The following is a 12,458-nucleotide window of genomic DNA, read 5'->3' as shown; positions in this document are numbered from 1 at the left end:
TTCATGGGACTGGCTCCTTGAGGGTTCGCGCCCTACGCCCAGGGGCGCCTGCTGCGGGCAAAGCTGTCGCCGCCGCAGCCCTTTTCAGGGTGCTGCGGGGCCTCTAGCGCTGGATATCGGTGAGGGTCAGGCGAAGACCAGGCCCGAGCCCGAAAGGCTGTCCATGCCGACCCCCACCAGGGTCACCGAGAACTCGCCGACACTGAGCAGGGTGTCGTTGCCGTTCTGCGACAAATGCTGGCTGTAGTCGTAATGGGCGTCTACCCCGGGCACGCCCATGAACACCAGCTTGTCGGTGTTCTGGTAGCCGTGGATCAGGTCGAAGCCGAAGTTGCCGCTGAACAGGAAGGTATTGCCCCCGCCACCGCTGGAGTGCATGACGTCGTTGCCAGTGCCACCGACGAAGGTCACGTTGGCCTTGTCGCTGCTCAGCAGGTCATCGCCGCCATGGCCGAACAGCCAGTCGCCATCGACGCTGGCTACCAGCGCATTGCCGTAGGCATCGCCGTTGAGGGAATGGTTGTAGGCGGTCCACTGGCTGCCATTCTGCAAGCCGTCGGCGGTGACGCTGTGGCTCAAGTCCTTGCCGAACAGTTGCCACCAGCTTCCGGTCTCGTGGCTGACCAGGGCGCCGACGTCCCGGGTCATGCTGATGCCGCCGTAGGCATCACGGATATACAGGGTGCCGTCGCCGTCATTGGCGATGGAAAAGTTCTTCAGCGGCTGCTGCAGTTCCAGCACGTTATGGCCCTGCCCGCCATGGATGATGTTGTAGCCGCCGTCATCGCGGAAGCGATCATCGCCGGCCCCGCCATCCAGGTAGTCGTTGCCCTTGCCGCCGTGCAGCAGGTCGTTGCTCTGGGTGCCGATGATGAAGGTGCTGCCGGTGTGTTTTTCCGCGTACAGGTTGAGGTCCTTGACCCAGACCTGATCGCGCTTGCCCTCGGACAGGTTGGAAATAACCACGGTGGAGTCGCGGCTGGTCAGGTCATAGAAATCCGAGTTGATCAGGCGGTTGAGGCCGCCGGCGTAGTCCACCGCGCTGTGGGCCGACCAGGACTGCGGATTGAGGATGCTCTGGGGAATCAGCTTGCCGAGGAACGATGAATAGTGATCGGTGAAGCTGACGATGTTGTTGGTCGCCGATTCCTGGGGCTTGTCGTGGGTGCCCAGGGACGAGGCGTTGAAATGAGTGCCGTCCAGGGCGCGGAACACCGGGTCGTTTTCATAGCCGATGTTCAGCACCTGCGAGCTGTTGGCGCTCTGGGTCGGCGAGGCGAAGGCCACGTAGCTGGCGTCCTGGTAGAAGCCGCCCCAGTGATCGCTGCTCATGGCCGCCAGGCTGTTGACCCCAAGGCCGCCCAGGCTGTGGCCGGTGACCAGCACATCGCTGCCGCTCAAGCCCTGGGCCGCAGCAAAGGCCGCCACCTTGCCCAGCAGGTTGTCAAAGGCCAGGCGGCTGTAGTTGTCGGCAAAGCCCGACACGAAGGCCGCCTGCAAGTCGTTGATACCGTCCTTGAGGCTGTCGGTGCCGCGAAAGCTGATGCCGATGGACAGCAACTGCCCGGCCGCGTCGTATTTGCCCAGCACCTCGACCTGGGCGTCGCTGACAATCGCCTGCTCGCCGGAAATCGTGCCCTGGGCGCTGACGTTGCCCTGGTAGCCCAGCTGGCTGGCGCTGATGGGGCGCCAGGCGGTGCCCGGCAGCGCCTCGCCGGTGGGTGTGGAGGCGTACAGCGCCAGAGTAATGGCCTCGCTGTAGAGGGCCTTGCCGTCACCGCCAAGGGCGGTCTTGTAATCGAAGATACTCATGCTCATTCCTCTTTTTTATTGTCCCTGAGCCTGCGGTCGGCAAGGCCTCCTAAGGCTGCGCGCGCTGGCCGAAAGCCTCGTCGACCCTGGCCAGATCCTCTTCCCGCAGAGCGCCTGCGTAGTAGTGCAGCTTGGTCCAGGCCATCAAGTAGTCATAGCGCGCCTGGGCCAGGTCGCGGCGGGTGGTGTAGAGCTGCTGTTCGGCGTTCAGTGCATCGAGGTTGACCCGTTCGCCCCCCAGGATGCTCTGCTTGGTCGAGACCACCAGGGCCTCGGCCGAAGTCAGGGCTTTCTGGTAGGCCCGCAACTTGCTCACCCCCGATAGACAGGCACTGAATTGGCGGCGGAGTTCAATCAGGGTTTCCCGGGTCTTGCCGTCCAGTTCGTACTCGGCCTGTTCCATGGAGCGGCTGGCCTGGCGGGTCGAGGCCGAGACCCCGCCCCCGGCATACAACGGCACGCTGACTTCGATACCGATGGTGTTGGTGTCGTAGCGCTGGTTGTAGGTGTTGCCGCTTTCCGATTCGTTCTGGCGCATGGTGGCGTAGGCGCTGAGCTTGGGCAGGTGCCCGGCGCGGTTGCGTTCCACCTCGTAGCGCGCGACCTCGACCCGCTGGCGCTGGGAAGCCAGCACCGGGTTGTTGCTCAGGGCCATCTCGTGCCAGGTGTCGTAGTTGGCCGGGGTCAGGGAGAAGGACTGGAAGTCCTCCTGCAAGGGGTCCAGATCCCGCACATCGAGGTTCGGCTCGCCGGTCAGGGCCGCCAGCTCGCGCAAGGCCGCGTCCTGCTCGTCCCGGGCTTCGATCTCTTCGGCGGTGGCCAATTCGTAGCGCGACTCGGCTTCGAGGATGTCGGTGCGGGTGCCCTCGCCCTGCTGGAACATGTGCCGGTTCTGCTGGAACTGTTGCTCGAAGGCCTTTTTCTTGGCCAGGGCGATGTCGATCTGGTCCTGGGCGAACAGCGCCTTGGTGTAGTAGCTCAGCACCCGCACCAGCAACTCCTGGCTCTTGCCGCGAAAGTTCTCGTCGGCAAACAGCGCCTGGGCCACGCCCTTGCGGTAATTGGCGTAGGCCTCGTAGTCGATCAGCGGCTGCTGCAGGGTCAGGGACGAACCGTAGCTGTCGTAGTTGCGTTTTTCGGTAAGGGTGCCGCGCACCGTATCCAGATAGCTGACCTTGGAGTTGTTATGGCCCTTGTTGTAGCTGTAGCCGACCTTGGGCAGCAGCCCGGCGCGGCCGATGGCGCGGTTTTCAAGGCCGGCGTCGCGTTCCTTGATGGCGCCGAGGAACACCGGGTCGTTGCGCAGGGCCTGTTCGTAGATCTGGAACGGGCCCACCGCCTGGGCCGTCTGGCAGGCCAACAGCGCCAGAGCCGCCGCGAGAATGGAAAGCTTACTCATACGACGCGACATCCTTATTCTTCAGTCAGTGCGGAACCTGCCCGGTCGAGCAGTGGCTTGAACAGGTAATTGAGCAGGGAACGCTCGCCAGTGCGCACGAACATTTCCGCCGGCATGCCGGGCTTGATCACCAGGCCGTTGAGCTTCTCCATGGCCTGGTCGCTGACACTGCTGCGCAGCACGTAGTAGGGCATGCCGGTTTTCTCGTCGAGCATCTGGTCGGCGGAAATCAGGCTGACTTCGCCCGGCACCCGTGGCGTGCGGCTCTGGTTGAAGGCGGTGAACAGGATGTCCACCGGCAAGTGGGTGCCGACCTTGTCCACCAGGTTCACCGGCAGCCGCCCTTCCACCTCCAGGTGAGTGCCCTGGGGCACGATTTCCAGCAGGGTCTCGCCCTGGCGCACTACCGCGCCCTCGGTGTGCACCCCGAGGTTGACCGCGATGCCGTCGGCGGTGGCGATGATCTCGCTGTGCTGCAGGTCGAAACCGGCAGAGGTCAGTTGCTGCTCCAGGGTCTGGGTCTTGAGCTGGGCTTCGGCCAACTGGCTGCGCACCTCTTTCTGGTACTCCTCGCTGTGCTGTTGCAGCTTGAGCCGAGATTCGAGGATGCCCTGCTCCACTCGCCCGCTTTCCCCGGTGTTCTGCGCCAGTTCCTGCTGCACCTGGGACAGTTGGCGCTGATATTCCAGCAGGCGGTTGCGCGGGATGTAGCCGTTGTCCGCCAAAGGTTGCAGGTTGCTCAGTTGCTGGCGCAGGGATTCGGCCTGGCTACCGAGGTCGGTGCGGGCCCGGCGCATGCCGGCCAGTTGCGCGGTGGCGCCTTCGATATTGGCACGGATGCCCGCCTGCTCCCGGGAGAATGCCTCGCGCCGGCTGCTGAACAACTGGCGCTGGCCCTCCAGCACCAGGGCCAGGCGCGGATCGTCGCTGTCGCTCAGGGGCGCGGGGAAATCCACCTGCTTGAGGTTGTCGCGCTCGCTGCGCCAGCGCGCCAGGCTGGCCATGGCCATGCGGTACTGGGCTTGCAGCGATTGCACGTCCGCCGCCACCTGGGTCTGGTCCAGGCGGAACAGCGGCTGGCCCTGCTTCACGCTTTCGCCCTCGCGCACCAGGATCCGGCTGACCACCCCGCTGCTCATGGACTGCACCGCCTTGCGCTTGCCGGACACCACCACCGTGCCTTGCACCGGAATGCCCTGGTCCAGGGGCGCCAGCGCCGCCCAGACGAAGAAACTGCCCGCCCCCACCAGGGCCAGGATCCAGCCCATGCGGGCGAAAAAGCCCGCGTCACGCTCGACCCGTTCCGGCGCGTAACCCTCTTCGATCATCATGTTGCTGTCCTTGCTCATGCGCCTGAATTCCGTGTCGGAGCCTGGTATTGCCGGCTCATGCTGAGGCCGCCGGGTGCCGCTGCAACGGGCTTGGGCGCCTCCTGGGCCTGGGCTTGCTGGCCGCCGGCCAGGGCCTTGAGCACTTCCTGGCTCGGGCCGAAGGCCTGCAAGCGGCCTTCGTTGAGTACCAGCAGCTTGTCGGCCAGGGCCAGCACCGAGGAACGGTGGGTCACCAGCACCACGCTGGTGCCCCGGGCCTTGAGCTGGGCAATGGCCGCCGCCAGGGCACTTTCGCCCACGGTATCGAGGTTGGAATTGGGTTCGTCCAGCACCACCAGGCTCGGGCTGCCATACAGCGCCCGGGCCAGGGCCACCCGCTGCTTCTGGCCACCGGACAGGCCGCTGCCGTCATCGCCGAGCACGGTGTCGTAGCCCTGGGGCAGGCGCAGGATCAGCTCATGCACCCCGGCCATCTGCGCGGCCTGGACCACCTGCTCCGGGTCGGCCTGGCGAAAGCGTGCGATGTTCTCGGCGATGCTGCCGGTAAACAGTTCGATATCCTGGGGCAGATAGCCGATGTAGGGCCCCAGCTCGTCGCGGTTCCAGCGATGGATATCGGCCCCGTCCAGGCGCACGGTGCCGCCCAGGGTCGGCCATACGCCCACCAGTACCCGGGCCAGGGTCGACTTGCCGGAACCGGAGGCCCCCAGCACGCCAAGCACTTCGCCGGCATTGATGCTGAAGCTCACCTGTTGCAGGGTCGCCATCCGCCGTCCGGGTGGGCCGGCGCTGACCTGCTCGAAGCTCACCTGGCCCTTGGGCGCCGGCAAGGACATCGCCGTATCGCTGGGCGGAAACTCGCGCAGCAGCGCATCCAGGCGGCCGTAGGCCAGCTTGGCCGAACTCCATTGCTTCCACACCGCGATCAACTGGTCGATGGGGCTCAGCACTCGGCCCATGAGGATCGAACCGGCAATCATCATCCCCGCGGTCATGTCGCCCTTGATCACCAGCAAGGCACCCAGGCCCAGCACCAGAGATTGCAGGCACAGACGCAAGGTCTTGCTCAGGGAGCTGATCACCGAGCCGGTATCGCTGGCCTGGTTCTGCAGGCCGAGAAAGCGCGAGTGCACGGCGAACCAGCGTTTGCGCAAGGCGCCGAGCATGCCCATGGCCTGGATGGTTTCGGCGTTGTGCAGGTGGCTGGTGGCCAGCTGGGTGGAACGCTGCGAAAAACCGCTGGCCTCGGCCAGATCCTTCCTGGTCATCGCTTCGTTGAGGCACGCCAGGGCAATCAGCAACAACGCGCCCACAGTGGCGAACACTCCGAGCCAGACGTTGAAGGCATAGATCACCAGCAGGTAGATGGGGAACCAGGGTGCATCGAAGAAGGCGAACAGCGCCGGCCCGGTGAGAAACTGGCGAATATGGGTCAGATCCCCCAGGGACTGCCCCGCATGGCCCTCGCCCCGGGACAGGTTGCGCTCGAACGCAGCCTGGTAGACCCGCAGGTTGAAGCGGCGCTCCAACTGGCTGCCGATGCGGATCACGATAAAGCTGCGCAGCACTTCCAGAAGACCGATAAAGACGAAGAAGCCCACCACCATCAACGACAGCATCACCAGGGTGGTTTCATTCTGCGACGACAGTACCCGGTCGTAGACCTGCAACATATAGATGGAAGGCACCAGCATCAGCACGTTAATCAACGCGGTGAAACAACCGACGCTGATGAGGATGCCCTTATATTCGCCCAGTGCCTTGAACAGTGGTGCAGGATGATTGTTCTTCACCATTTCTAACATTTTCCCTGAGCTGTTAATCCGCGCCCGCTAGCGTGGAACCAATGTAGCCTACAACTAACAACCCGCACTACTTAGTTGCTGAATCCTGCGGACACGAATAATTCGGACAGCTGTATCCAACAGCAGCCCGAACATGTTCCTGTCGGCCAAGAGAGTGGCGATATAATGGCCGTCGTTTATTAGACGAACACACTCATCGTTTAATTAGCGGCGCGTTGTAACACAATCAGACCGTCGGCCTTCAGGCGGGCTTCGTAGAGGCCCTCTTTCTGGCGACTGAAGAAAATGATTTTCGAACCTTCGCGGCCGGTAATGGCAATGCCATCGGGCTCCGGGAACCAGCCCACCGCGGCTTCCCCGAGCCATTTCGACAGGCAGTCGGCGCCGTCGCCCAGGGCGGCGTTGTGCAGCAGGTCCAGGGTGCAACCTTCAGCGGGTGCGGCTGCCTGTTGCAGCTGCCAGTGTCCAACCAGTTCCGAGGGGTCCGCCAAGCGCAGGCTGCTTGCCATGGTGATTGCTCCATAAAAGATCATCAGTGTCGCCAGCAGCCATCGGGCCGCCCGGCAACAGGAAATATGCAGGGTCATAGGGTGCTCCGTTCGCCCGGTAGACTCGCTCAGGCCAGGGCCCAAAGCAAGAACGCAGAGCCGCTCGACTGCGCGGCCCCGCGCTCATTTCACTCAGGCGACGATGTCGCTGACCGCTGCCTGGCCCACGGTGCTGACCAGGAAGTCCGCCACGCCATGCCCGGAGAAGTCCACGGACAAGGTGCTCACGCCCCCGGAGGTGGTGAGGATCGCGTCACCCGCCGCGCCGGTGAAGGCGTTGACGAAGTGCAGGCCGGCGCCCTTGGTGATCCCGGTCAGATCGATCTTGTCCAGGCCGCTGACAAAATCCATGATCTGGTCGGCCGCACCCGGCTTGGAGTCGGTGCTGGCGGCGAACACGAAGGTGTCCGAGCCCGAGCCGCCCCACAGCTGATCTGCACCGCCGGCGCCGTAGATGATGTCGTTGCCGGCCCCACCCTTGAGCACGTTGGCGGCGTTGTTGCCGATCAACAGGTCGTTGCCCGAACCGCCGATGGCGTTCTCCACGGTCACGCCCTGAGCGATGGAAACGTTACCCACCATGCCGCCAACGTCGGAGAACGAGGCTTCATTGAGGTTGATCTTCTGGTTCTGGGTGAAACCGGAGAAGTCCAGGGTATCGTTGCCGCCACCGTCCCACACCGAGAACACCAGCTTGTCGGAAGACGAGCTGGCGCTGTAGAAATCACGCCCGGTGTTGGAGTTGAAGCCGTAGGTGGTGTCGCCGGCACGGGTGCTGTAGTTGGCACCGTAGAGTTTCTGGATAGCCGCGATATCGTCCATCAGCGGGCCGGACGAATAGGCTTCGACCCCGCCCTTACTGAAGTTCTGGTTGGTATTGCTTTCACTCCAGTAGCTCATGACGCTGTAGCCACGGGTGTCCTGGCCGTAGCTGGCGTCCTTGTAGCTGGGATTGCCTTCGCCGGCGTTGTAGTCGCCAGGGTGAGCCAGGCCCAGGGTGTGACCGATCTCATGGGTCAGGGTCTGACGGCCATAGTTGTTCAGGTCGGGGTTCTTGTTCTGGGTATAGCTGCTGTTGATCAGGTACCAGGAGGTGCCGTCGTAGCCGGCGCCGGTACCTGGCAGGTAGGCAAAGGCCGCCGCGCCATCCTGGCCACCGCTGTAGTTGCCGAAGGTCATGTGGGCGTCGCCACCCGAGGCTTTCTCGGTAAACACGACGTTGGCCACGTCCGCCCAGGACTGCATGGCCAGGACTGCCTGGGCCTTCTGCTGGGCGCTGAACTGGCTGAACCCGGAGATGCCATGCTTGTACATGGTGCTCGAGGAAGCCGAGGTCAGGAAGGTATAGGTCAGATCGATCTTGCCATTACCGTTCAGGTCCTTGTAGGCAGCGCCGTCGCGCAGCAGTTGCGTGGCGGCCTGATCGACCGAGAACGAGGGTTTGCCATTGACCGTGAGATTGCCGCCACGGTCGTATTGGTGGCTGAAGCTATTGATCTGGTTATACGCCGAACTTGCTGCGGCCAAAGGCACCAGTTGTTGTTCGGCAGATGCAATAGCGTTCTCTGTTACTTTCGACATAAACACACTTCCTTGTAATCAATGGAACAGTTTTTGTCAGATAGCGACAATCCCTGGCGAGATCGTCCTATCACTCGCCCTAAGCAGGCGCAAGAAAACTGACACAATTTGAAATCAGGCGTCCACTACTTTTTTGACGTCAAATCTCACTGTTCCAACGAACTCCAGCAAACAATGACTGTACAGTCGAAAGATTCTTTTCCAACTGATTAACGGCAGTCATTGTCCGACAATCTACAATTTAATTATTAAATATCCATATAAACAGTTATGTCGACCGCGTCGCACTTCTTAGTCCGTTAACTTCTGTTCCAACCAGTTAGTTCCAATGTTTCCAGCAACACTTGCGCAGTCAGGGCCGGCACTTGCACGCCGTCGGCGCTGGTCATGGGCACCCCCGCCAGCAGAGCGTTGATGATGGCTTCTTCCACCGCTTCGGCGGCTGCGCTGAACAAGGGCGAGATGTGATCGTTGTTGAGCATCGCCAGCGGCGTGCTGAAACCCAGGCCCTTGCGCCCGTAGTCCGCCGTCGGCAAGTCCCGGTTTCCCGTGGCAAAGGCCAGGAAGATATCGCCGCTGGAATCCTCGGTGCCGCCGCCGGTGCGGGCGATACCGATGGATGCGCGCTGGGCCAGGCGCTGGCACTGGTGCGGCAACAGCGGCGCGTCGGTGGCCAGTATCACCACGATCGAGCCCATGCCCGGGGTCCCGCGCTCGGCAAACGGCGAAGGGATATGCCCCAACCGGCGCCCCACTGGGTAGCCATCGACCCGCAGTTCCTCGCGCTTGCCGTGGTTGGCCTGGACCAGGGCCCCGACGGTGTAGCCGCCCTGCTCGGCCGTCAGCCGCCGCGACGCCGTACCGATGCCGCCCTTGAACTCATGGCAGATCATCCCGGTGCCGCCGCCGACCGCGCCCTCGGCCACCGGCCCGGACTCGGCGCAGGCCATGGCTTCGCGCACCTGCTGCACACCCACATGCTGGCCCCAGATGTCATTCAACAGGCCGTCGTAGGTTTCCATCACCACCGGCATGCACCAGTACACCGCCGGGTCTTGCAGCGCCTCGCGCTCCAGGGCGATCAAGGCATCGCGCACCGCGCCCACACTGTGGGTGTTGGTGATCGCCAGCGGCGTGGTCAGGGTGCCGGCCTCGCGAATCCACTCCAGGCCCGTGGCATCGCCATTGCCGTTGAGCACATGGCAACCGGCAAAGCACGGCTGCTGGCGGGCGTGCCCGGCCCGGGGCTGGACCAGGGTAACCCCAGTGCGCACCAGCTTGCCGTCCACGCTGGTATTCAGGGTGCTGTGGCCGACCCGCACCCCGGGGACATCGGTGATCGCATTGAACGGGCCTGGCGTCCCCAGGCCCAGGCGGATGCCCAATTGACGTGCTCGCATAACCACTCCTTACAGTTTCTGAAACGCCGGGCTGTACCGGCCGTTGGTGCCATAGAGGATCACCGACAGCGCCAGCAGCCCGATGATGACCATGATGTCCCGCAGGGACGCTTCGAGGAACAGATTGACCAGCAGATAACCTGCGCCGAGCACCGCCAGCAAGGCCGGCAGCGGCCACAGCGGCATGCGGTAGGGATGCTCGCGGTCGCGCAGCAGTACCCGGCTCATCAGCGCGCTGAGGGCGACGATCAGGTACACCAGCATGATCAGCAGCACGCTGAAGGACGTCAGGTCCGCCAGGTTCGAGCTGAAGCTCAGCACCGCCGAGGGAATGGCCAGGAACAGGGTTGCCAGCCAGGGTGAATCCCAGCGCGGGTGAATGCGGGTGAACAGGCGGTTGATGGTGGGCGTCCACAGCGCATCGCGGCCACTGCTGAACACCACCCGGCCGATCTGGATGACGATGGCGACAATGGCATTGAACACCGAAAGGAAAATCCCGCCGCTGACCACCCGGGCCAGGGTCTCGTTGCCATGGCTGGTGAGCAGGTAACCGATGGGGTCGGGGCTGGCGAGCATCGCGCTCAAGGACGGCGCGCCGATCAACAGCGCGGTGAGCGGCACCAGTTCGATGATCACCACCAGCACCAGGGACCACAGCACCGCCTTGTGCACCCCGCGGCCCTTGCATTTCATGTCTTCGGCCAGCAGCACCGCCGGGCCGTAGCCGTTGTAGGAAAACAGGCCGATGCCCACCGCGCCGATCACCAGCGCCCAGGGCGCCAGTTGCAAGGCGCCGTGATCGACGATCTGCGGTTGCAGCAGAATGCTCACCGGCTGCGAGGCATTGCCGAAGCCGAGCCAGACGATCACCAGCAAGGCCGCCACTTCCAGCAGCAGGCACGTGCCGGTGATCCAGGCATTGAGCTTGATATTGAGGATGCCCAGCAGGTAACTGCAGACCACGATCACCAGGGCCACGGTCTGGGAATCGAAGTTCGTACCCAGGGCATTGTTCAGGTAGGTGGCGGCACCAGTGGCCAGCACCGGCGGAATGAACAGCAGCATCACCAGCACCGTGAGGAAGGTGGCATAGCCGGCCATGCCGCCGAACACTCGCTTGGCGTATACATACTCGCCGCCGGCGCTGTTGTGGGCGCGGCCCAGCTCGGCGTAGCAAAAGGCGAACATCAGGGCCAGCAACCCGGCCATGACGAAGGCCAGGAACACCCCGCTACCGGCCTGATGGATGGCGAAGGGGGCGATCACGAACACTGAACTGGCGGGGGTCACACCGGACACGGTAATAGCCACCACATCGAACACACTCAAGGTAGGTTTCAGCGCACCGTCGGGCGCAGAGGGAGAGCTCATATCGTTATCCTCGTGTTTATTGTTGGTCTGAGGCAGAAACGAAATTCATCGGGCGGGTGCGTTCTGGGGCGCACTTGCTGGGAGCTACTCTAGGCAGATGCAGCCCATCACCCAATTCCCCTATTGGAGTACTCCCCTTGACGACGGCGGTTAAATCGACGAAACCGGGCCACGACATTTCAGCGGATCAACGGAGCAACGCCTTTGAGTAACCTGTTCAGGGAAGTGGGCCTGCATGCCGGCCTGGGCCGCACCCTCACATTGATCGGCAATCCACGCTTCTGGAAACAGCTGATCCTACTGCTGCACCAGGCTACGCCGTTCGACAACGCGCTGGCGATCTTCTACCCGCTGGACGGCCCGCCCCGGGCCCTGGAGGAATATGACGCCGAGCCCAGCAGCAAGCCGGCGTCCATGCTCACCTACCTCAACGGCCTGTACCTGTTGGACCCGTTCTTCCAGGCCTGTCGCGAAGGCTACGCCAGCGGCCTGTACCGCCTGGAAGAAGTGGCCCCGGACCATTTCCGCCAGAGCGAGTACTTTCTCAGCTACTTCCACGACAACGTCCTGGAAGACGAAGTGCAGTTGATTCTGCAACTGCCCGAGGCTGGCACCCTGTCGCTTTCCCTGGGCAGCCAGCGCGTGTTCAGCCACGACGAGATCGGCCTGCTCACCACTTTTTCAGCCTGGGTACTGCCGCTGATGCAGCAGCACTGGCAACACAGCCAGGCCCGCCCCCAAGGCCCTGCGCCCCAGGAAATGGCCAGCCAGATCCGCGACGCCCTGAGCCATTTCGGCAGCGCCGTACTTTCGGAGCGGGAGCTGGAGATAGCCCGCCTGATCCTCCGGGGGTTTTCCTCAAAGGCCATGGCCGAACGGCTGAAGATCTCGCCGGACACCATCAAGGTCCACCGCCGCCACCTCTACGCCAAGCTGGATATCTCCAGCCAGCCGGAGCTGTTCTCGCTGTTTATCCAATCCCTGGGGCACGATCTGGAAAATCCGTGATTGCCGGTTTGCCAGCGGCCATCTGCCGCCCGTCACCCGCTATCGGCTATCGGCTATCGGCTATCGGCTATCGGTAGGAGCTGGCTTGCCAGCGAAGGCGCATTCAAGAGCGACACATGCCTTACGGTCCCCTTCGCCGGCAAGCCGGCTCCTACAGGCGAAGGCGCATTCAGGGCCGACGCATACCTTGCGGTCCCCTT

At 63.2% G+C, this 12,458-nt stretch carries 9 protein-coding genes; 1 reads left to right on the top strand and 8 read right to left on the bottom strand.

From position 1 onward, the window contains the following. Positions 1-126: 126 nt before the first annotated feature. The 8 genes from KCG88_RS04295 to KCG88_RS04260 all read right to left on the bottom strand — a co-directional run bounded on the left by KCG88_RS04295 (position 127) and on the right by KCG88_RS04260 (position 11,250). The gene (locus tag KCG88_RS04295; RefSeq protein ID WP_210711821.1) at positions 127-1,812 is read right to left on the bottom strand and encodes a polyurethanase; all 1,686 of its coding nucleotides are present in this window, start codon (positions 1,810-1,812) and stop codon (positions 127-129) included. 49 nt (positions 1,813-1,861) lie between these two features. Then, a complete protein-coding gene (locus KCG88_RS04290) occupies positions 1,862-3,223 on the bottom strand; it encodes a TolC family outer membrane protein (RefSeq protein ID WP_210711820.1) in 1,362 nt (453 codons plus the stop codon). A 2-nt stretch (positions 3,224-3,225) separates the two neighbouring features. Next, positions 3,226-4,560 (bottom strand): HlyD family type I secretion periplasmic adaptor subunit, encoded by a 1,335-nt coding sequence (locus tag KCG88_RS04285; protein WP_015635758.1) that lies wholly within the window; start codon positions 4,558-4,560, stop codon positions 3,226-3,228. Continuing rightward, complete coding sequence (locus KCG88_RS04280) at positions 4,557-6,338, bottom strand: type I secretion system permease/ATPase (RefSeq protein WP_047286856.1); 1,782 nt, start codon at positions 6,336-6,338, stop codon at positions 4,557-4,559. The genes KCG88_RS04285 and KCG88_RS04280 overlap by 4 nt, the downstream gene beginning before the upstream one ends. Positions 6,339-6,547: 209 nt before the next feature. Beyond that, positions 6,548-6,934, bottom strand: coding sequence for an AprI/Inh family metalloprotease inhibitor (locus tag KCG88_RS04275; protein WP_011061493.1), 387 nt, complete (start codon positions 6,932-6,934; stop codon positions 6,548-6,550). A 93-nt stretch (positions 6,935-7,027) separates the two neighbouring features. Next, entirely contained in the window at positions 7,028-8,476 is a 1,449-nt protein-coding gene (locus KCG88_RS04270) for a serralysin family metalloprotease (RefSeq protein ID WP_047286861.1), read from the bottom strand. Positions 8,477-8,775: 299 nt separating this feature from the next. Continuing rightward, a complete protein-coding gene (locus KCG88_RS04265; protein WP_210711819.1) occupies positions 8,776-9,876 on the bottom strand; it encodes a P1 family peptidase in 1,101 nt (366 codons plus the stop codon). A 9-nt stretch (positions 9,877-9,885) separates the two neighbouring features. Continuing rightward, positions 9,886-11,250, bottom strand: coding sequence for an APC family permease (locus KCG88_RS04260; protein ID WP_011061496.1), 1,365 nt, complete (start codon positions 11,248-11,250; stop codon positions 9,886-9,888). Positions 11,251-11,454: 204 nt separating this feature from the next. Here KCG88_RS04260 and KCG88_RS04255 point away from each other — a divergent pair, with 204 nt between their 5' ends. Then, a complete protein-coding gene (locus KCG88_RS04255) occupies positions 11,455-12,258 on the top strand; it encodes a LuxR family transcriptional regulator (protein ID WP_047286865.1) in 804 nt (267 codons plus the stop codon). Positions 12,259-12,458 lie beyond the last annotated feature (200 nt).

The organism is Pseudomonas sp. MWU349 (genome assembly GCF_017947325.1).
In the GTDB taxonomy this organism is placed as follows: domain Bacteria; phylum Pseudomonadota; class Gammaproteobacteria; order Pseudomonadales; family Pseudomonadaceae; genus Aquipseudomonas; species Aquipseudomonas protegens.
This window is presented reverse-complemented; position numbering and strand designations above follow the sequence as displayed.